At 71.3% G+C, this 20,935-nt stretch carries 16 protein-coding genes; 8 read left to right on the top strand and 8 right to left on the bottom strand.

The window, feature by feature from the left end; genetic code table 11:
* The first annotated feature begins 17 nt into the window (after positions 1 to 17).
* Positions 18 to 4,898 (top strand): hypothetical protein, encoded by a 4,881-nt coding sequence (locus ACFU8W_RS12545; RefSeq protein ID WP_384035400.1) that lies wholly within the window; start codon positions 18 to 20, stop codon positions 4,896 to 4,898.
* A 35-nt stretch (positions 4,899 to 4,933) separates the two neighbouring features.
* Here ACFU8W_RS12545 and ACFU8W_RS12540 read toward each other — a convergent pair whose 3' ends face one another.
* Complete coding sequence (locus ACFU8W_RS12540) at positions 4,934 to 5,380, bottom strand: hypothetical protein (protein ID WP_384035397.1); 447 nt, start codon at positions 5,378 to 5,380, stop codon at positions 4,934 to 4,936.
* Positions 5,381 to 5,792: 412 nt separating this feature from the next.
* Here ACFU8W_RS12540 and ACFU8W_RS12535 point away from each other — a divergent pair, with 412 nt between their 5' ends.
* The 4 genes from ACFU8W_RS12535 to ACFU8W_RS12520 are packed head-to-tail and all read left to right on the top strand — an operon-like array spanning position 5,793 to position 10,187.
* Complete coding sequence (locus tag ACFU8W_RS12535; RefSeq protein ID WP_384035394.1) at positions 5,793 to 8,714, top strand: nitrate- and nitrite sensing domain-containing protein; 2,922 nt, start codon at positions 5,793 to 5,795, stop codon at positions 8,712 to 8,714.
* Complete coding sequence (locus tag ACFU8W_RS12530) at positions 8,711 to 9,154, top strand: roadblock/LC7 domain-containing protein (protein WP_327247502.1); 444 nt, start codon at positions 8,711 to 8,713, stop codon at positions 9,152 to 9,154. The genes ACFU8W_RS12535 and ACFU8W_RS12530 overlap by 4 nt, the downstream gene beginning before the upstream one ends.
* A 9-nt stretch (positions 9,155 to 9,163) precedes the next feature.
* Positions 9,164 to 9,601, top strand: coding sequence for a DUF742 domain-containing protein (locus ACFU8W_RS12525; protein WP_345511884.1), 438 nt, complete (start codon positions 9,164 to 9,166; stop codon positions 9,599 to 9,601).
* Positions 9,582 to 10,187, top strand: coding sequence for an ATP/GTP-binding protein (locus ACFU8W_RS12520; RefSeq protein WP_384035390.1), 606 nt, complete (start codon positions 9,582 to 9,584; stop codon positions 10,185 to 10,187). The genes ACFU8W_RS12525 and ACFU8W_RS12520 overlap by 20 nt, the downstream gene beginning before the upstream one ends.
* A gap of 155 nt (positions 10,188 to 10,342) precedes the next feature.
* On the opposite strand, the gene glpK is transcribed toward ACFU8W_RS12520, so the two are convergent.
* From glpK to ACFU8W_RS12495, 5 genes are all read right to left on the bottom strand, one after another.
* A complete protein-coding gene (gene glpK / locus ACFU8W_RS12515) occupies positions 10,343 to 11,860 on the bottom strand; it encodes a glycerol kinase GlpK (protein ID WP_384035387.1) in 1,518 nt (505 codons plus the stop codon).
* 270 nt (positions 11,861 to 12,130) lie between these two features.
* Positions 12,131 to 12,892 carry an MIP/aquaporin family protein gene (locus ACFU8W_RS12510; RefSeq protein ID WP_384035384.1) on the bottom strand — a complete coding sequence of 254 codons (762 nt, stop codon included), beginning with the start codon at positions 12,890 to 12,892 and terminating at the stop codon, positions 12,131 to 12,133.
* Between the two features lie 263 nt (positions 12,893 to 13,155).
* The gene (locus tag ACFU8W_RS12505; RefSeq protein ID WP_384036242.1) at positions 13,156 to 13,299 is read right to left on the bottom strand and encodes a hypothetical protein; all 144 of its coding nucleotides are present in this window, start codon (positions 13,297 to 13,299) and stop codon (positions 13,156 to 13,158) included.
* Positions 13,300 to 13,380: 81 nt separating this feature from the next.
* Positions 13,381 to 13,728, bottom strand: a complete 348-nt coding sequence (locus ACFU8W_RS12500; protein ID WP_345511880.1) for a DUF962 domain-containing protein — start codon at positions 13,726 to 13,728, stop codon at positions 13,381 to 13,383.
* 126 nt (positions 13,729 to 13,854) lie between these two features.
* Positions 13,855 to 14,661, bottom strand: a complete 807-nt coding sequence (locus ACFU8W_RS12495; protein ID WP_384035381.1) for a M15 family metallopeptidase — start codon at positions 14,659 to 14,661, stop codon at positions 13,855 to 13,857.
* Between the two features lie 109 nt (positions 14,662 to 14,770).
* Here ACFU8W_RS12495 and ACFU8W_RS12490 point away from each other — a divergent pair, with 109 nt between their 5' ends.
* The gene (locus ACFU8W_RS12490) at positions 14,771 to 15,283 is read left to right on the top strand and encodes an NUDIX domain-containing protein (protein ID WP_384036190.1); all 513 of its coding nucleotides are present in this window, start codon (positions 14,771 to 14,773) and stop codon (positions 15,281 to 15,283) included.
* 5 nt (positions 15,284 to 15,288) lie between these two features.
* Here ACFU8W_RS12490 and ACFU8W_RS12485 read toward each other — a convergent pair whose 3' ends face one another.
* The gene (locus ACFU8W_RS12485; RefSeq protein WP_384035378.1) at positions 15,289 to 17,643 is read right to left on the bottom strand and encodes a glycoside hydrolase family 31 protein; all 2,355 of its coding nucleotides are present in this window, start codon (positions 17,641 to 17,643) and stop codon (positions 15,289 to 15,291) included.
* Positions 17,644 to 17,824: 181 nt separating this feature from the next.
* Between ACFU8W_RS12485 and ACFU8W_RS12480 the strand changes: the two genes are divergently transcribed.
* On the top strand, positions 17,825 to 19,801 hold the full coding sequence (locus ACFU8W_RS12480) for an acetoacetate--CoA ligase (protein WP_384035375.1): 1,977 nt from the start codon (positions 17,825 to 17,827) through the stop codon (positions 19,799 to 19,801).
* 12 nt (positions 19,802 to 19,813) lie between these two features.
* On the opposite strand, the gene ACFU8W_RS12475 is transcribed toward ACFU8W_RS12480, so the two are convergent.
* Positions 19,814 to 19,951, bottom strand: coding sequence for a hypothetical protein (locus ACFU8W_RS12475; protein ID WP_384035372.1), 138 nt, complete (start codon positions 19,949 to 19,951; stop codon positions 19,814 to 19,816).
* Here ACFU8W_RS12475 and ACFU8W_RS12470 point away from each other — a divergent pair.
* A complete protein-coding gene (locus tag ACFU8W_RS12470) occupies positions 19,950 to 20,813 on the top strand; it encodes a hypothetical protein (RefSeq protein ID WP_384035369.1) in 864 nt (287 codons plus the stop codon). The genes ACFU8W_RS12475 and ACFU8W_RS12470 overlap by 2 nt on opposite strands.
* Positions 20,814 to 20,935: the final 122 nt, after the last annotated feature.

Genomic DNA, 20,935 nt, shown 5'->3' with positions numbered 1-20,935 from the left:
GACGAGAGTCCGCCGCCATGTACGAGCTGTCCCGGGTCCGCCTCTACTCCATCGGGCCTGCCGGTGCGCGCTACGCCGACACCGTGCTTGACCTGCGCGGAGTGGGCGAACCCGTGCCCAACCCCGCGCCGGCCCAGGCGGAGTTCTTCGAGGAGGAGCCGGTCGGCCCGCCGCGCCGCCCGGCACCCGCCGGTGTGCTCTTCCTGGAGAACGGCGGCGGCAAGTCCGTCCTGCTGAAGCTGATCTTCTCCGTGATGCTGCCCGGCCACCGCAACACCCTCGGCGGCGCCAGCTCCGGTGTACTGCGCAAGTTCCTGCTCGCCGACGACTGCGGTCATGTCGCCCTGGAGTGGCAGCACACCCTCACGGGCGAGTGCGTCGTCGTCGGCAAGGTCAGCGAGTGGCGCGGACGGCAGGTCTCCAACGACCCGCGGAAGTTCGCCGAGGCCTGGTACTCCTTCCGCCCCGGACCCGGTCTCAGCCTCGACTCGCTGCCGGTCGCCGAGGCCGTCGCCGTCGGCCGGCCCGTCGAAGGCGCGTCCGGTGCCCGGGGCAGGCGCCGCACCATGAAGGGCTTCCGGGACGCCCTCACGGACGCGGGCAAGTTCTACCAGCACCTCGATGTGCACTGGGAAGAGATCCACGACCGGTGGAACGAGCACCTCGGCGATCTGGGCCTCGACCCGGAACTCTTCCGCTACCAGCGCGAGATGAACGCCGACGAGGGCGAGGCGGCCGGGCTCTTCGCAGTCAAGAAGGACTCCGACTTCACCGACCTGCTGCTCCGCGCCGTCACGGACACCCGCGACACGGACGGTCTCGCCGATCTGGTCAGCGGCTTCGGCAACAAGCTGGGCCGCCGGGCCGAACTGACCGCGGAACGCGACTTCACCGCAGGCTCCGTCGACCTGCTCGGCCGGATCGTCGAGGCCACCGGCACCCGCTCCCGTACCCGCGACATCCACGCGGGCGCCGAACGCCGCACCCGCACCCTTGCCCGCAGGCTCTCCGCCCGGGCCGCCCAGGAGCGCGGCCGCACCGCCGACCTCGCCCAGCAGGTGACGGGCGCCGCCCACACGGTCACCGCTGCCGAGGAGGCCCGCAGCCGCAGCGCCCTCATCACCGCCGAACTGGCCTACCGGCACGCCTCCCTGGCCCTGGCCGGAGCCGAGAAGGGCGCGGCCGCCCAGCGTCGCGAGCTGGTCGATGCCCGCACCCTGCACGCTGCCTGGCAGGCCGCCGAAGCCGTGCTGCGTCACCGAGCCGCCGCCGACCGGTCCGCGCGCGTCGCCGTCGCCATCCGCGAGGCCGAACGCGACGCCGCACCCGCGCTCGCCGCCCGCGCCACCGCCGCCGCCGACCTCGTACGCGCTCTGCATACCGCCGCGGAAGCCGGAGAGCAGCTGGCCAACGAGGAGGAGGAGCGCTCCGACACCCTCCAGGCCGCGGGCGAGACCGCCCACCGGGATGCCACCACCGCCGCCACCGAGGCCCAGCGCGCCCGCAGCGAGGCCGGTCATCTGCGCCAGCGCCTCGCCGAGGTCGAGCAGGAGACCGCCGAGGCCGTACGGGCGGGCTGGCTGGACAACACCGCGCCGGACGCCGACCCGGCGCGGGCCGCTCTCGCCGCGAGCGACGCCGAGCAGTCCACCGTCGCCGCCTGGAACGCCGCACGGGAAGCGGCCGGAGCCGCAGCCGACCGGGCCAGGGAAGCGGCGGCCGCCGAGAGCCGCGCCGAGCTCGCCGCGGCGCGCGCCGCTGACGGTGCGCAGGCGGCGGAACAGTCGTACGAGGCCGAGCTGAGGGCCGCCGAGTCGATCGCCGCCGACCACCGCCTCGCCGACCTGCTGGGCCTCCCCCCGGTCCACGGGGCGGGTGTGCCCCGGCCCCGTCGCGGAGCCACCGGTGGCGAACCGGGCACCGCGGCACCGCACGGCGTGGCGCCCCAGGGCGGGCGCGAGGACGGAGCGGGAGCAGGCACCGGCTCCGGCACCGCCGCGGCCGGTTCCGACCGGCAGGCCGTCTCCGGCCAGGCACTCGTCACCGACCGCACCGGCGAGGGCGAGCACTCCCTGATCGCCGAAGAGCCGCTCACCGCGGAGGAGTTCGACCGGAGCGCCGACGAGCTGAGGGGGCTGCTCGACGAGGGCATCGCCGCCGCCGAACGCCGCCTCTTCGAACTGCGCACCGCGGCGGCCGACGACTCCCGCATCCTCGGCGCACTCGGCGACGGCGGACTGCTGCCGCCCGGACCCGACGTGCTCGCCACCGTCGAATACCTCGGTGAGCACGGCATCCCGGCCCTGCCGGGCTGGCGCTACCTCGCCCAGGCCGTCGACCCCGCCGACCACGCGGCGGTGCTCGCCGCTCGCCCCGAGCTCGTCGACGGCGTGATCATCACCGACGCCGACTCGCACGCCCGCGCCCGCGAAGTCCTCGGCGGCGCCGCCCTGCTGCCGCGCTCCGCAGTGGCCGTCGGCACGACCGCCGCACTGCTCGCCCCCGTGCCCGCCCCCGGCACCGGCTCCGCCCCGAGCACCGACGGGGTGTTCCTCGTCCCGCCGAACCCGGCGATGCACGACGAGCTTGCCGCCGACGAGGAACGCCAGGCGCTGCGGAGCCGGGCCGCCGACCGCGACGAGGACATCCGCACGCTCGCGGCCCGCCTTTCCGGGGACCGGTCCCTCGCCGCCCGCATCGGCTCCTGGCGCGCCGACTGCCCGCCCGGCATGCTCGCGGAGCTTGCCGAGGCCGCCCGTACCGCCCGCACGGCCGCCGAGACGGCCCGGGCCCTGCTCGCCGAGGCCCGTTCGGCGCGCGCCGAGGCCGACGAAGCCGCCGCGGACACCGCCCGCGTCCGCGACGAGCGCCAGGAGGCCGCCCAGCGTGCCCGCCGCGTCGCCGACGCCCTTGCGGGCCTGGCCCACCGGCTCCGCGAACGCTCGCGATGGCAGGCACGGCTGCGTGAACTGGTCGAGGAGGCGGCCGAGTCCGAGGCCCGCGCCACCGTCTGCCTGGAGCGTGCCCGCGCCGCCGACGAGGACCGCAGGGCCGCCCAGCGGGCGGCCGACGACGCCCGCCGCACCGCCCGAGCCCTGCGCGCCGAACGCGCGGAGATCGCAGGCGCCCCGGAGAACCTCCCTGAGCCCGAGGGCGACGCCCCGCGCCCCGCCCTCCCCGCGCTGCGCGAGGCCTACCGGGCCGCATCCCAGCTGTACGAGAAGGTAGGCGTCGGCGCCGACCTGCGCGCCGAACAGGCCCGGGCCGAGAGCGACGAGAGCGCCGCCCTCGCCGAACTGGACCGGCTCACCAACAAGGTCCGCAGCCGCGCCGCCCAGCTCCTCGAGGGCACCGACGGAGCCGACGGCCCGTCGCGCCAGGCGGCCGCCGCCCGCGCCGAATCCCTGGTCCAGCTCCTGGAGACCCGTGCCTCCGCCGCGAGCGAGCAGCTCGGCCGGCTGCGCGGCGAGGCCGAGCGCCTCGCCCCGGTCGACGGCGAGACCCACCACACCGAGCTCCCCGACGAGCTGGTCCCCGCCGATGCCGAGCAGGCCCAGACCCTCCTGCGCACCGCCACGGCCGAACTCGGCACCGCCACCGGAGCCCTGGACACCGCCCGCGCCGCCCACGCCGAACTGCTCCACGCCCACCGCACCGCCGAGGCATCTGCCGGAGGCTTCGACGAGACCGCCGCCCTGCTGCGCGACCTTCTCAGGGACCACGGCGCCGACGACGACCCGGAGGCCCCCGAGCCGTACCCCGGCAGCCTCGACGAGGCCCGGCAGTCCGCAGCCGAGGCCCGTCGCTCGCTGCGCGGCTGCACCGCAGACCTCTCCGCCGCCGAAAGCGCCGTGCGCGAGGCGAGCGACGTCCTCGTACGGCACGCCAACTCCACCCGCTACGAGCAGGTCCGCACCCCCGCCCGGCAGCAGATCCGCGAACTCCCGGCCGCGGCACTGCCCGAGCACGCCGAGAAGTGGGCCGCCGCCTTCGCGCCCCGGCTCCGCGTCCTCACCGACGAGCTGGCCCAGCTGGAGCGCAACCGCGACTCCATCGTCGACCGGCTCCGCGGACTCGTGGAGTCCGCACTCACCACCCTCCGTTCCGCCCAGCGGCTCTCCCAGCTGCCCGAGGGCCTGGGGGAGTGGTCCGGACAGGAGTTCCTGCGAATCCGATTCGAGGAGCCCGACCAGGCGACGCTCACCGAGCGGCTCGGCGACGTCATCGACGAGGCCACTCGCGCCGCCCTCAAGAAGAACTCCGACCTGCGGCGGGACGGCATGTCCCTCCTCCTGCGCGGCGTACAGGCGGCGCTGGAGCCCAAGGGCATCGCCGTGGAGATCCTCAAGCCGGACGCGGTGCTCCGCGCGGAACGCGTCCCGGTCGGACAGATGGGCGATGTCTTCTCCGGTGGCCAGCTGCTGACCGCCGCCATCGCGCTGTACTGCACGATGGCCGCTCTGCGCAGCAATGACCGGGGCCGCGACCGGCACCAGCACCGCCACGCGGGCACGCTCTTCCTCGACAATCCCATCGGCCGTGCCAACGCCACGTATCTGCTGGAGCTCCAGCGCGCGGTGTCGGACGCCCTCGGCGTGCAACTGCTCTACACCACGGGACTGTTCGACACCACGGCGCTCGCCGAATTCCCGCTGGTCATCCGGTTGCGCAACGATGCGGACCTGAGGGCGGGCCTGAAGTACATCAGCGTGGAGGAGCACCTGCGCCCCGGCCTGCCGCAGCAGGATCCGAACGGCGAGACGGTGCACGGAGAGATCACCGCGACCCGCATGTTCAAGCGCACACCGGCGACGCCCGACGCATCAGTGGCAGCCGAAGCCCCCGACGCACCACGGGCCCCCGAGTCACCCAGAGGTGCCGGGACACCGGCCGGCTAGTGCGTGTGTCGGAAGTCCCGCCGGGGCACGCGCGGTCAAGCCCGCGACAGGTTGCCCGCGCCCCGGCGGCGTATCCGAGCCGCCTCCCGGTCCTCGGCCCTCGCCGCCCGACGGGCCGCACGTCGCTCCCGGCGCAGCTTCCGTGCCGAGCTGCTGGGCACGGACACCACGCCATGGCGCTGATTCCAGACCTGGCGGGTCACCCACACGTCCAGCACCGACCAGGTGGCGACCACCGTGCTGCCCACGCCACTCAGCACCATGGGGAAGGCCAGCCACGAGCCCGTCAGGGTGGCCAGGAGCGCCACCATCGCCTGGATGATCGTCAGCGACATGATGAGCACGGCGCGCACGGCCGACGTACGTACCGGATCCGGCATGCGTCGCCGTCCCGCGGGCTCCTCCACCCACAGCGGCTGCCGCGGGATCCGTGTCCCGCCCTCCGCCGGCGCCCCGGTGCTCCGACGCTCTTTCGTGTCCAAGGACTTTCAACTCCCCACCAGTGTCCGACTTCAGGGTTGTTGCCCGGTATGCGGCCCTTCTGCGCATGCGGACCGGATCGTCCTACCGTACGCCCTCTCCGTAATCCCTTACCCCGTGCCGACCCTCGTACAGACAGACGAGTGAATCGTGGTGAAGATTCCCTCGATCCATCACGAAACGAAGACTTCCAGCCAACTGCCATGTGGGGGAATGCGGCGCTCTGGCGGGGCTCTTCTGCCACTTTCGCGAACTTCATCTCACGGGATACCAGGACAACTCACGCCCAGCGCCTGCCAGTCCGGCCGAAAATCGTCCGGACATGCCTTCGAGTTGTCTGTGAGGCAGTAGTAGGCTCGCGCCGTTTATTGACGGAACACCGCCCCCGTACGAGGGGCTGAGCTGGGGGAGGCCATGCGCTTTCGCGGAAAGTCCATCCGCAGGAAGATCGTGGCGTTGCTGCTGGTGCCGCTCGTCTCCCTCACCGCCCTCTGGGGCTTCGCCACCTACCTGACCGGCCGCGAGGCCAACCAGCTGTTGGGTGCGAGCACGATCGTGGACAAGGTCGGCCACCCGCTGGAGGACACCGTCCGGGTGGTCCAGAAAGAGCGCCGGCAGACCCTCGTCTTCCTCGCGGACCCTCGCGCCTCCGACGCCCTTCCCCTGCTGCGCCGCGAACGTGCCGCCACCGACCGCGTCGTGGCGGACGTCAAGAAGAGCGCACAGCAGAAGAGTGTTCGCGACGCCCTGAGCACCGACGCCGAAGCGCAGCTCAATTCGATCCTCAGCGCCGTCGAAGGTCTCGGTGCGCTTCGCGACTCGGTCGAGAAGCGCACCATCGACCGTAATCAGGCACTCGATTTCTACAACGGTCTCATCGACCCCTGCTACCGCTTCCTGACCGGTCTCCACACCATGGAAGACGTGGTGCTGGACAAGCAGCTACGTGCTCTGGTCGGCGTCTCACGGGCCCGCGAATTGCTGTCCCGGGAGGACGCGCTGGTTGCCTCGGCGCTCGTCGCCGGCCGGCTCGACGCGCCTGAACTCCGACAGATCTCCGACCTCGTCGCCAATCGCAAGCTGCTCGTCGAGATCAACAGCGAGGCCCTCCCGGCGGCGGAGCGGCGGCGGGTGGAGCAGTACTGGGCGAGCCCGGAGAGCGAGCCGCTGCGCACCGCGGAGAACAAGATTGTCGCCGCGGGCCCCACCGACGACCCCCGCGCGGTCGACGCCGAACGCTGGCAGGAAGTGGCCCCGCCGGTCCTGGACCGGCTGGCCGACGACTCGACCGAGATGAACAACCGCTTCCAGGACCGTGGCAGGCCCGCCGGATACAGCGTTCTGATCAAGGCCGGTGTCGCGGGCGTTCTCGGCTTCCTCGCCCTGCTCGTATCCGTCTTCGTCTCCGTACGCATCGGCCGTGAGCTCGTCCGGGACCTCTCCCGGCTCCGCAAGGACGCCCACGAGGTCTCCGGCGTACGGCTGCCGAGCGTGATGCGCCGCCTTGCCGCGGGCGAGCACGTCGACGTCGAGACCGAGGCCCCGCATCTGAGGTACGAGAAGGACGAGATCGGCCAGGTCGGCCAGGCACTCAACACCCTGCAACGCGCTGCCGTCGAGGCCGCGGTCAAGCAGGCCGACATGCGCCGCGGTGTCTCCGAGGTCTTCGTCAACCTCGCCCGCCGCAACCAGGTGCTGCTGCACCGCCAGTTGACCCTGCTGGACGCCATGGAGCGCCGCACCGAGAACACCGATGAACTCGCGGATCTCTTCCGCCTGGACCACCTCACCACCCGCATGAGGCGGCACGCCGAAGGCCTCGTGATCCTCTCCGGCGTCGCGCCGTCCCGGCAGTGGCGCAAGCCGATCCAGCTGATGGACGTGGTGCGCGCGGCCGTCGCCGAGGTCGAGGACTACGAGCGCATCGAGGTCCGCCGGCTGCCGCGCCTCGGCGTGGGCGGGCCCGCCGTCGCCGACCTCACCCACCTGATCGCCGAACTCCTGGAGAACGCCACCGTGTTCTCGCCCCCGCACACCGCGGTCCAGGTGCACGGCGAACGCGTCGCCAACGGCTTCACCCTCGAGATCCACGACCGTGGCCTCGGCATGCCGCCCGAGGTCCTTCTGGACGCCAATCTGCGGCTCGCCGAGACGCCCGAGTTCGAGCTCTCCGACACCGACCGGCTCGGCCTCTTCGTGGTGAGCCGACTGGCCCAGCGACAGAACGTCCGGGTCTCCCTGCAGACCTCGCCGTACGGAGGCACGACCGCCGTCGTCTTCATTCCGGCGGCCCTGCTCACGGACGCCGTCGATACGCAGGGCTCGGGATTCCGCCTCGACCGGCGGGCCGAGAAGGCGATCGGCAGTGGCAGGACCGGCAAGGAGGGGCCGCACAGCGACAAGAACCGCAGGGACGGCGCAGCGGACCTGCGGACAGCCGATCGCCCGGGCGAGTCCAGGCCCGGCGTACTCGCTCCGGTCCCCAGCGGGCTCGCGGACCCGACCGTCCTGGACGGACCGGTCGAACTCGAAGGGCCGGTCGACGCACTCGGCTTCATGTCGGATCCCGTACTCGATTCCGTACTCGGCCCGGTTCTCGACGGAGTGTCCGACATCGAAGACACCGAGAGCGAACGCGGTGGCATCTTCCGCGCCCGCGACCTCCGGCGTGACGCCGACCACGGACAGCACCAGCAGGCGTCCGACCAGATCTCCGGATCCACGGCCGATGCCCGGGTGATGCGCTCCGGCGGCCCGGTGCCGCTGCCCCGACGCAAGTCGCCGACGCTGGTCACCGACCGGGGGCGCCGCATCGACGATGCCGGCCGCGCGCACCCGACGACCACCGACCAGGAGCCCGCGGACACCGGAGGGGACAGCGGCGCGCCCTCGTACGACAACGGCCGCTCCTCCTCCGCCCCCGGGCAGTCCACCAGTGACGCCTGGGCCTCCGCCGCCGTCACCGGGCGGCCCACCGAACCCCGGCAGCCCACCGGCTTCCGGACATCCACCGAGCCCGCCGCACCCGCGTCGGCATCCCCTGAAGCGACACCACCGCCCGCACCCTCATCGCACCCGGGAACCGTGGGCGGACTGCCCCGCCGGATCCGGCAGGCCAACCTCGCCCCGCAGCTCCGCGAAACATCCGGCGTACGTGCTTCCGAGCCGGCCCGCGCGGAACCGTCCGAGGACATCGAGCGGGACGCGGACGAGGTGCGCAGCCGAATGGCATCGCTGCAGCGAGGCTGGCAGCGCGGCCGTCGGCAGAACGCCGAGGAAGCGACCGGGCCCGGTGAGACAGCACAAGGAACCACTCCGGGAGGGGACGGTCGATGACCGCACCGAACGCCGCAGCATCCAACGCCACACGTCAGGGATCCGGCGAACTCAACTGGCTGCTCGACGAACTCGTCGAGCGGGTCGGCAGTATCCGCAAGGCGCTGGTGCTCTCCAGTGACGGCCTCCCCACCGGCACGTCCAAGGACCTGACCCGGGAGGACAGTGAGCATCTGGCGGCCGTCGCCTCCGGATTCCACAGCCTCGCCAAGGGCGTCGGGCGCCATTTCGACGCGGGCCGTGTCCGTCAGACCGTCGTCGAGCTCGACGAGGCGTTCCTCTTCGTCACGGCCGCCGGTGACGGCAGCTGTCTCGCCGTGCTGGCCGACTCGGACTCCGACGTGGGGCAGGTGGCGTACGAGATGACACTGATGGTCAAGCGTGTGGGGGCACACCTGGCCAACGCCCCACGGACGCCCGGTCTGCCCGCCGGAGGGTGAGGGGCGGGCATGAGCGCTGACTCGTCCCGGGGCACACCCCCCGGATCCCCGGCCGCTCCCACCGACCCGCAGTCGTCACGGTGGTACGACGCCGATGCGGGGCCGGTGGTCCGTCCGTACGCGATGACCCGGGGCCGTACCAGCAGCGCGTCCCGCCACCGCCTCGACCTGATCGCGATCGTCGTCCCCGAACCGGTGGCCGACGACCCCGGCCGGGACCAGACACTCTCCCCGGAGCACGTGGAGATCGTCGAACTCTGCAGCAACATGCCCCAGTCGATCGCCGAGCTGGCGTCTGGTCTGGATCTCCCCGTCGGGGTGGTCCGGGTGCTGGTCGGCGATCTCGTCGAGGACGAGCTGGTGCATGTGACCCGTCCCGTTCCGCCGGCCGAGCTGCCGGACGTGAACATTCTTCGCGAGGTGATCAATGGCCTTCGGGCGCTCTAGCAGCAGCAGGCGGCCCGTGGAGCCGGTTACCTTGAAAATCCTGGTGGCAGGCGGCTTCGGCGTGGGCAAGACGACGCTGGTGGGCGCGGTCAGCGAGATCAGACCGCTGCGTACGGAGGAGCGGCTGAGCGAGGCCGGCCGCCCGGTGGACGACACGGCCGGAGTCGAGTCCAAGACCACCACCACGGTGGCCATGGACTTCGGGCGGATCACGCTCCGCGAGGACCTGGTCCTGTATCTCTTCGGCACACCGGGACAGGACCGGTTCTGGTTTCTCTGGGACGAACTGGCACAGGGAGCTCTGGGCGCCGTCGTCCTCGCCGACACCCGGCGTCTGGAGGACTGCTTCGCAGCCGTCGACTACTTCGAGCAGCGCGCGATCCCGTTCACCGTCGCTGTCAACTGCTTCGAGGGAGCCGACCGGTTCCCGACGGAAACGGTGCAGGCGGCGCTGGACCTCGACCCCGAGGTACCGGTGCTCATGTGCGACGCGCGCGACCGGTCCTCGGTACGGGACGTGCTGGTGGCGGTCGTCGAGCACGCACTCGCCCGCGCGGACCGGTTCCGCGAGCCGGCCACCACCTGAGCACAGCGGCTGAACGCGGCCCGTACCCCCGCCGACCGGGGTACGGGCCGCGCGTCGTTGGGCCACCGGATGCGGGATCGCGGAGGGAACCGCGTACTCCGTAACCGGGCGCGGGACCGTGTCCGCAACCGCCTCCGGGACCGCGAACGGAGCCTCTACCTGCTGCCGACGCCCTCCTCCTGCCAGCCCAGGCTCCGCTCCACCGCCTTGCGCCAGTTGTCGTACTCGCGCTCACGGATCTCCGGCTCCAGGCGCGGTTCCCACTCCACATCGCGCTGCCAGTGCGTCTTGAGCTCGTCGAGCCCCGACCACACCCCGGTCGCAAGCCCCGCCGCGTACGCCGCGCCCAGACACGTCGTCTCGGAGATCTTCGGTCGGATCACGGGAACCCCCAGAACATCCGCCTGGTGCTGCATGAGCAGCCGGTTCGCCGTCATCCCGCCGTCCACCTTGAGCGTGGTGATCGGCACCCCCGAGTCCTGGTACATCGCGTCGACGACCTCACGCGTCTGCCAGCTGGTCGCCTCCAGAACGGCGCGGGCCAGATGCGCCTTGGTGACGTAACCGGTGAGCCCGGTGATGACTCCCCGGGCGTCCGAACGCCAGTAGGGGGCGAACAGTCCTGAGAAGGCAGGAACGATGTACGCCCCGCCGTTGTCGTCGACGCTCGCGGCCAGCGTCTCGATCTCCTCGGCGCTCCGGATGATCCCGAGCTGGTCGCGGAACCACTGGACCAGCGCCCCGGTGATCGCGATCGAGCCCTCCAGGCAGTAGACAGGGGCCTGGTCGCCGATCTTGTAGCCGAGCGTGGTGATCAGCCCGCTCTTCGACGGCACGGGCCTGTTCCCGGTGTTGAGGAGCAGGAAACTCCCGGTGCCGTATGTGTTCTTGGCGGTACCCGGCTCGTAACAGGCCTGCCCGAAGACCGCCGCCTGCTGGTCGCCGAGCGCGGAGGCCACCGGCACCCCCGCGAGTGCGCCGACCGCGGTCCCGTACACCTCCGCCGACGACCGGATCTCCGGAAGCACCGCCGCCGGGACGTTCACCGCCGTGAGGATCGACGGATCCCACTCCAGCGTCTCCAGATTCATCAGCATCGTGCGCGACGCATTGGTCACGTCCGTGACATGGACCCCGCCGTCCGTGCCGCCGGTGAGATTCCAGATCAGCCAGGAGTCCATGGTGCCGAAGGCGATCTCGCCCCGCTCGGCTCGGCTCCGCAGCCCCGGTACGTGGTCCAGCAGCCAGGCGGCCTTGGGACCGGAGAAGTAGCTGGCCAGCGGAAGCCCGGTGATGTCCCGGAAGCGGTCCTGGCCGTCCGTGCCGCCGAGTTCGTGGCAGAGAGCGGCCGTACGGGTGTCCTGCCAGACGATGGCGTTGTGGACGGGCTGCCCGGTCGCCCGGTCCCAGAGCACGGTCGTCTCGCGCTGGTTGGTGATGCCGAGCGCGCTGAGTTGCTGCGCCTGCAGCCCGGCACGGGCGAGCGCACCTGCCACCACGGCCTGGACCGTGGTCCAGATCTCGCCGGCATCGTGCTCCACCCAGCCGGGTTTCGGGAAGATCTGGCGGTGCTCGCGCTGGTCGACGGCGACAATCGCGCCGTCCTGGTCGAAGATGATGCAGCGGCTTGATGTGGTGCCCTGATCGATGGCGGCGACAAAACTGCCCGTCATGACGTCCCCTTGTCGCAAGGTCGAGAATCCGAAGTGACAGAACCTGGATGACCGGAACCCGGATGGCTGGTGCCCTTCCGGGCAAGCTTTGCCCCGTAGCGCGGCCCGGCACGCCGGCTCGCCGCGTCGGCCAAAAGCCCTGGTGTCTCCTTCCCCGAGCTCTCAATTCCGGTCGAGCAGCGGAGACCCCATCCGAGAACGTCCGGCCGCCGTGCGATCGCACGCACCGGTCGACGCTCCTCATGGGGCGGACCTGGCCGGTCACGGCAACTAGAAGGCGGTATGGAAGACGACACCCGCCAGGAGCCCGCCCACCAGCGGTCCCACCACCGGGATCCAGGAGTAACTCCAGTCGGAGGTTCCCTTGTTCGGTATCGGGAGCAGTGCGTGCACCAGCCGCGGACCGAGGTCACGGGCCGGATTGATCGCGTACCCGGTGGGTCCGCCGAGCGACAGTCCGATGCCCACCACCAGCAGGGACACCAGGAGTACGGAGATTCCGGAGCCGTAGACCCCAGCCTCTGCCTCCGCCACCGGCCCGATCCCGATCCCGGCGTTCTTCCCGAAGGCCAGGATCGGCAGCACCAGACCGGTTGTCGCGATGATCTCGGTGCCGAGGTTGGCAACCGGACTGCGGATCTCCGGAGCGGTCGAGAAGATTCCCAGCGTCGGCACGGCCGTCTCCTCGTCCGCGTTGGCGCGGAACTGCGCGTAGTACGTGAGCCAGGCCAGCAGCGCACCGATGATCGCGCCCACCATCTGCCCCAGGATGTAGAGGGGGACCTTGTCCCACTTCCCGGTGTCGACGGCGATGCCGACCGTGACCGCCGGATTGAGATGCCCGCCGGACAGCGGGGCCGCAGTGTACGCACCGGCCAGCACACCGAAGCCCCAGCCGAAGGCGATCATCACCCACCCCGCGGCTCTCGCCTTGGAGTGGTGGAGGGTGACGGCGGCGCACACACCCGCGCCGAACAGGATGAGGATTGCCGTACCGATGACTTCCCCGACGAAAATGTCTCCATTGCTCATGGCGCTCCTGGGGGTTGTCCGGCGGGTCTCGCCGGTCGCTTCCATGGCTACGGAGGCCGAGGGCAGGGAGGCTCGCTGCCCCGCCCGGCTGTCCGTGACGAGCGTGGTGACCATGTCGGACTGCCGCAGAGCGGGAGTGGCGGCAGCGACTGAGCAAGGAGTGTTCACCGATGCTGATCGTCCGTCAAGAACGCTGACAGCAAACCCAGTTCATGACGCATGGATCGGATGCTTCCGCGCGTTGCGGATGGGCGCGGGAGGTCTCAGCGGACCGCGGCGACCGCCGATCCGTGCCCGAACAGCCCCTGATCGGCGGTGATTCCGGCGCGCGTCGCCGGAACCTGCCGCTCCGTCGCGCCGCGCTGCCGCGCCGTGCCGCCGTGCGAACGCTGTCCCCGGTGAACCATCCGGTCACCACGGGTGTGTGCGTGTGCGACATGACCCTTCCCCGCCTCTGGATCTGACGTGCCGTCAGATATGTGCCACGGTCAGCGGTTCTCGGCGAGCCACTTGGCGGCGATCTCCGCCAGTTCCCCATCGCGCCCCGCCAGCATCATCCGGATCATCTGCACATCGCCGCGCAGCGACCACGCGGGGTGCCCAAAGGTGGCCGGATTGTTCTTCTCGATCAGGAAGTGCGCGGGCCAGGCCGTGCCGTACCCGATCAGGGGCAGCGCCGCGGCATATCGCTTCCGGCCACGGGCCAGGCCGTAGGCGGTGACCGCGAGCCCGGTCAGGGTCCCCGTCAGATGGACCCACCGGGTCGCCGCCCTGGAGTGCATCGCCACGTAGTAGGGCCAGAACTCTTCGTACGAATGGAACGTCTGCTGTGACATACGGGCACCGTAATGGCTGGGAGCGCAACCGGATACGGCCCGTCCGCGTCCGAGAGGGGGGGATGAGCGGCCGGGACCGGCGGGGGTGGTCCCGGCCACTTGTTGTTCCACCGCGCGCCGCGGGCCTCAGTGCCCTGCGACGGACCGCTGCGCCACCGGGAAGTCGAAGTAGGTGTCCGGGAACAGCTCAGGCTTGAAGGTGTAGTGCCACCACTCCTCGGCCAGATTCACGAAGCCGGCATCCGTGAGCGTCGTTTTCAGGAGCTGCCGGTTGGCTCGCTGCACACCCTGGATCCGCGGGTCGTCGGTGTGCGACAGCGTGTCGAAGCAGTCGAATCCCGTGCCCATGTCGACCGAGTTGTCCGGGAACCGCTCGGCCTGCGGCGCGTAACAGGGCACCAGTTGTTCGCCCGGCCGGTACGGCCTGGTCGGCGCGGCGGGCAGCCTCACCAGCGTCAGGTCCACCGTGCTGCCGCGGCTGTGTCCGGACTTCTCGGCGATGTAACCGTCAGTGAACAGTCGCGTCTTGTCGACCTGGGGGTAGAACTCGCCCTTCATTGTTTCGTCGTCGAGATCCTCGGCCCAGCGTACGAAGTGATCGACGGCCCGTTGCGGCCGGTAGCAGTCGTACACCTTCAGCGAGTAGCCCCGGCGCAGCAGCTGCGTCTGTGCCCGGTGCAGGGCCTGGGCTGCGGGCCGGGTCAGGATGCAGAGCGGCTGCCGGTACCCGTCGACCGGCTCGCCCAGGAAGTTGTGGCCGGTGGGATAGCGCATCTCCTGGATGATCGTGGGGTCCACCGAACGCAGTGCGACGAACTCCTCGGGCGCCTTCGGCTCGGTCTTCGCCTGCGCCGCGGGGGTGGCGGCGGTGACGGCGAGCAGGGCGGCGGCAGTGGCTGCCAGGACACGGAAAGCAGAAGCGATACCTGTCATGGGCGCATCATCCATGACTCATGGGGGTCCTGGAAGCGCGATCGGATACAGTCCGCGCGTGTCCGCGCCAGAAAAGAAGACCGAGCGGAGGAAACAGGTGGAGCAACCGATGAAGGGCTCCCACTGCAGCAGCTGCGGAGCGCCGTATCCCTCGCCGGCATCCGAGATGTGGCCCCGCACCTGTACCGCCTGCGGCGACATCGCCTACCGCAACCCCCTCCCGGTCGCCGTCGCCCTGCTCCCCGTCACCGACCGGCAGGGCACCGCGCTCGTCGTCATCACCCGCACCATCGAGCCCCGGCTCGGCGGCCTCGCCCTGCCCGGCGGCTTCATCGACCACGCCGAGGACTGGCAACACGCGGTTGTCCGTGAACTCCGCGAGGAGACCGGCATCGAGGCCGACCAGCGGGACGTCCGCCTCGCCGACGCCCTCAGCGCGCCGGACGGTCACCTGCTCCTCTTCGGCCTCCTTCCCCAACGCCCGGCCGCCGAGCTTCCGCCGTCCGTCCCCACCGCCGAGACAGCCGGCCACAGCCTGCTCAGGGCCCCCGCCGAACTGGCCTTCCCCCTGCACACCCGGGCCGCCCGCGCCTGGTTCGAAGGGCGCTACCGCTACCGCTGACTGCATCACACCCCGCGCACCCGCACCGGGCAGGTCACCTCACCGTCCCCACCGTCCCGTTCCACCACGACCCGGCCTCCGGACAGCCGTGACGTGTACCGCTCGACCTCCGCCTCCTCCCATCCTTCACCCGCGTCCCGGACCACCAGTCCGCCCCCGGTACGCCCAGGAGCCGGAGCCCACACCTCCAGTTCCAGCCCGCCGTCCGCGCCGCGCACCGGAATCACCGCACCCGCCCGGGCCAGCACCGGCACCCGGGACAACGGCGCATCGACCAGGACCTGCCCCGGCCCCTCGTGCACCTCGCCGGTCGCCGTGTCGTACCACCGCCCCCGCGGCAGCCGTACCGCCCGCCGATCCGTGCCCCGCTGCAGCACCGGCGCCACCAGCAGTGCGTCGCCGAGCAGAAACGCGTCCTCGCAGTCCCGCAGCGCCCGGTCCCCGGGCGCCCCCCACCACAGCGGCCGCACATACGGCGCACCTGTCAGCCGGGCCAGCTGCGCCAGCGTCACAAAGTACGGACGCAGCCGCTCCCGCTCCTCCAGCGCCGCCCTCGCGTGCTGCAGCACCTCCGGCCCGAACTCCCACGGCTCCCGCCGCCCCGCGTCCATCGCCGAGTGCGTACGGAACAACGGCAGAAAGGCACCCAGCTGGAACCACCGCAGATACAGCTCGGGGGACGGCGACCCGTCGAAGCCCCCCACATCAGGGCCCGAATACGGCACCCCGCACAGGCCGAGCCCCAGCACCAGCGCCAGCGAGGCGCGCAAGCCCGGCCAGCCCGACTCCACGTCGCCGGACCAGGTACCCCCGTACCGCTGCATCCCCGCCCAGCCGGAACGCGAGAACAGGAACGGCCGCTCGTCCGGACGCAGCCGGCGGAGCCCCTCGTACCCGGCCCGCGCCATCGCCAGCCCGTACACATTGTGGGCCTCCCGGTGATCGCCCCCGAGGCCCTCCAGACAGTGCCGCGCCGACCGCGGCAGCGTCGACTCACCGAACGCCGTGAACGACACCGGCTCGTTCATGTCGTGCCACACCCCGGAGAACCCCTGCGCCAGCCGCTCCTCGTACAGACCGCCCCACCACTCCCGCACCCGGGGATCGGTGAAATCCGGGTACACGCATTCCCCGGGCCACACCTCCCCGTGCACCGCCCGCCCCCGCGCGTCCCGTACGAACGCCCCGGCACTGCCGACCGCCGAACCGGCATCGAACACCGCGTTCCCCGGCTCCGCCTTCACCGCCGGATCGACGATCGACACCAGCCGCACCCCGTCCTCCTCCCGCAGTTCCTTCGCCAGCCCCGCCAGATCGGGGAACCGCTCACGGTCGACGGTGAACACCCGATGGCCGTCGTAATGGTCGATGTCCAGATGCAGCACGGACAGCGGCAGCCTCCGCTCCCGGTACCCGGCGACCACCCGCCGGACCTCCCGCTCGCTCCCGAACCCCCAGCGGGCGTGCTGCGGACCGAGCGCCCAGGACGGCGGCAGCGCCGGCGCACCCGTCAGAGCCGTCCAGCCCTGAAGCACCCGGGCAGGCGTCCCCGCCAACGCCCAGCAGCGCAGCGGCCCCCCGTCCATCCGCACCTCGCACATCCCCGGACGGTCATGCCCGGACCCCGCGCCCTCCTCGCCCTCGCTGAGCGTCACCCGCCCCGCCCAGGTGTTGTCGTGGAACACCAGATGCGTCCCCACGTCCGAGACCACCACCTGCACCGGCATCGTCAGATACAACGGATCGTCACCGGGTCCGAAGCGCCCGCCCGGATCGGTGTTCCACAGCGCGTACGAACCGTCCCGCAGCCGAGGCCCCGCCCCCCGCCCGCCCAGCCCGAAGAACCGGGCGTCCGCCGGCAGCTCGGACCGCTGCACCCACCGGGCGGAGCCCCCCGCCACCGGCTCCCACCATCGCGGTGGCAGCTCCCGCCGGAGCACCACACCGCCGGGCGTGCGCAGTTCCACCGCCCCGTGCCGGGACACCACCACGGTCAGCCGCTCCGACACCACCTGCCAGCCACCGTCCTTGCCCGGCTCCAGCAGGGCACGCGGATCCGGCTCCGGTGCCGGACCGGGCAGCGCGTACGACGGCAGCGGCTCCGCCCCGTCCCACGCCCAGAACACCGCACCGCCCGCCGAAACCCGGATGCAGAGCTCCGAACGGGCGAACCTGACCACACCACCACCGGGCCCGGGCTCGGCCCCCGCCAGCAGACCGGGCACCCTGGCCCGCTCCGGGCCGCGGGGCGACAGCGCCCGCGCATCCGCACGTTGCCGTCGCCAGGCCGAGCGCACCGTGCGCATCCCCCGCACCGAACCCACCATTTTCACCGAGCGCACCAGGTCACGACCGTTCATGCAGCTCACCCTGCCACCCGACGAGGCGTCAGCGGGCTCCGTTCAACTTCCGTTCACCCGTGGCCGGACCACATAGCCGGACAAGTAACCATGGGTGGGGAACCCTGGTGCGGAAGACGATCACGTGGCATCGTCCGTGACACGCCCACCCCGCGTACCCGTACAGCCAGGGAGCCGCCCCATGACCTCAGCAGCGAACGAAGCCCCGCTCTGGCAGCCCGACCCCGAGCGCATCGCCGCCGCGGCGGTCACCCGCTTCCAGAGCTGGGCGGCCGAGCGGTACGGAGCACCGGCCGAAGGCGGCTACCCGGAGCTGCACCGCTGGTCCGTCGACGAACTGGACACCTTCTGGCAGGCCGTCGCCGACTGGTTCGACATCCGGTTCTCCACCCCGTACGAGACCGTCATCGGCGACCGCACCATGCCCGGCGCCCAGTGGTTCCCCGGCGCCACCCTCAACTATGCGGAACACGCCCTGCGCACCGCCGAGGACCCCCTCCGCGCCGGCGCACCGGCCCTCCTCCATGTCGACGAGACCCACACCCAGGTCCCGGTCAGCTGGTCCGAACTCCGCCGTCAGGTCGGCTCCCTCGCCGCCGAACTCCGTGCCCTGGGGGTTCGCCCCGGCGACCGCGTCAGCGGCTACCTCCCCAACATTCCGCAGTCGGTCGTCGCGCTTCTCGCCACCGCGGCCGTCGGCGGCGTCTGGACCTCGTGCGCCCCGGATTTCGGTGCCCGCAGCGTCCTCGACCGGTTCCAGCAGGTCGAACCCGTCGTCCTCTTCACCGTCGACGGCTATCGGTACGGCGGCAAGGAACACGACCGCTCCGAGACGGTCGCCGAACTGCGCCGCGAACTCCCCACCCTGCGCGCCGTCGTCCACATCCCGCTGCTCGGCACCCCCGCCCCCGAAGGCGCCCTCGAATGGTCCGCACTCACCTCCGCGGACACCGAGCCCGTCTTCGAGCAGGTCCCCTTCGACCACCCGCTGTGGGTGCTGTACTCCTCCGGCACCACCGGGCTCCCCAAGGCGATCGTCCAGTCCCAGGGCGGCATCCTCCTCGAGCACTTCAAGCAGCTCGGACTGCACTGCGACCTCGGGCCGGACGACCGCTTCTTCTGGTACACCTCCACCGGCTGGATGATGTGGAACTTCCTCGTCTCCGGCCTGCTCACCGGCACCACCGTCGTGCTGTACGACGGAAGCCCCGGCTACCCGGACGTCAGCGCCCAGTGGCGCGTCGCCGAACAGACCGGCGCCACCCTCTTCGGCACCTCCGCCGCCTACGTCATGGCGTGCCGCAAGGCCGACATCCACCCGGGCCGCGACTTCGACCTCTCGCGCATCCAGTGCGTGGCCACCACCGGCTCCCCGCTCCCGCCCGACGGCTTCCGCTGGCTCCACGACGAGGTCGCGGACAACCTCTGGATCGCCTCCGTCAGCGGCGGCACGGACGTCTGCAGCTGTTTCGCCGGCGCGGTCCCCACCCTGCCCGTACACATCGGCGAGCTCCAGGCACCCTGTCTCGGTACGGACCTCCAGTCCTGGGACCCGGCAGGCAAACCGCTCTTCGGCGAGGTCGGCGAACTGGTCGTCACCAACCCGCTGCCCTCGATGCCCATCCACTTCTGGAACGACCCGGACGGCAGCCGCTACCGCGACAGCTACTTCGAGATGTACCCCGGAGTCTGGCGCCACGGCGACTGGATCACCCTCACCGACCACGGCTCGGTCATCATCCACGGACGCTCCGACTCCACCCTCAACCGGCAGGGGGTACGGATGGGCTCCGCCGACATCTACGAAGCGGTCGAACGCCTCCCCGAGATCCGCGAATCCCTGGTCATCGGCCTCGAGGAGCCCGACGGGGGGTACTGGATGCCGCTCTTCGTCCACCTCGCCGACGGTTCCGCCCTCGACGAAGGCCTGCGCGACCGGATCAAACAGACCATCCGCGACAACCTCTCGCCGCGCCACGTCCCGGACGAGGTCATCGAGGTACCCGGCATTCCGCACACCCTCACCGGCAAGCGCATCGAGGTTCCGGTCAAGCGCCTCCTCCAGGGAACGGAGCTGGCCAAGGCCGTCAACCCCGGCTCGATCGACAACCTCGAACTGCTCCACTTCTACGAGGACCTGGCCCGCAAGCGCCACTGACAGTCCGCACTGTCAGTGCCCGCGATTACTCTGAGTGAGCAATGTTCGGCAGCGCACCGGGGGAGTCATGGCGCACACAGGGAACACCAGGAACACCAGGAACACCAGGAACACCAGGAACACCAGGAACACCAGGAACACCACGTCCATGCGACGCACGCTGCGCCGCGAAGCACCGAGCACCATCGGCCTCCTGGCCGACGAGCGGGACTTCGCGGCCATGCGGCGCTACCGCACCTTCACCTTCGACGACCACACCGTCTATCTGCAGCAGGTCGAGGGCCTGCTGAAAATCCTCGCGGCCCAGGGCATGCACACCACGGTCGCCCTCTTCGACCCCGAGGAATACGCGGAATACTGCGCCGAATCCGGGCTCGCGCCCGACGCCCCGGCCAGCCGCAGCCGTTTCACCGCCGAAGTCGCGGCTGCCGGAGCCACCGTCGCCTACACCGGACAACCCATCGACACCCTGATCCCGCTCCTCGTCTCCCGAGCGGTCCGCCAGGCCACCTGGGAGTACGCCACGGTGCTCCTGGCCGACCTCGGTGAATGTGCCGACTGCGGCCAGGACATCGGCCGCGCCGCCTTCGACCGGGCCTCCCACCTTCTGATGCGCACCCTGGAAACGGCGGGTCCGGGAACCCACCACCTCGTCTGCAGCACCCCCACGGAGAACGAGCAACTGCTCGCCGTCCTCCACACCGAGTGCGGTGCGACGGGGCCGGCCCGACTCGAATCCGGAGAGGGGGCAGAGTTCGTCACCGTCCTCGCCGTCGGCGTCGCCCTCGAAAGCCACGGCGGACTCGTCCTCCGTACGAGCAACCCCGGGACCCCGGACCGGGTTCACGGCTGGCGACTGACCCGCGGCAGCCTCGTACCGCTCACCGCCGGCGAGGTCTTCAGCGCCTACTGCACCGACGCGGACACCGGCGACCCGGTCTCGCCGGAGTCGGGAGTGGAGTACTGCGCAGGCTTCGACATCGGCGCCGACGAACCGGAGGCCCACCGCTGAGAGAAGGAAGGGGCTCCCCGCCACCTGCTTGGGTTCTAGTGGTCGTCGCAACACCCCAGTTCAAGGGGTGCGATGGATTTCGAGATCCGTAAGGACCGGGCGAAGCCGCAGGGACGGAAGAA

Origin of the sequence: Streptomyces sp. NPDC057565, from assembly GCF_042801455.1 — a bacterium.
Taxonomy (GTDB): domain Bacteria; phylum Actinomycetota; class Actinomycetes; order Streptomycetales; family Streptomycetaceae; genus Streptomyces; species Streptomyces yanii.
The sequence above is the reverse complement of the archived record's forward strand: the minus strand, read 5'-3'. Positions and strand labels throughout refer to the sequence as shown.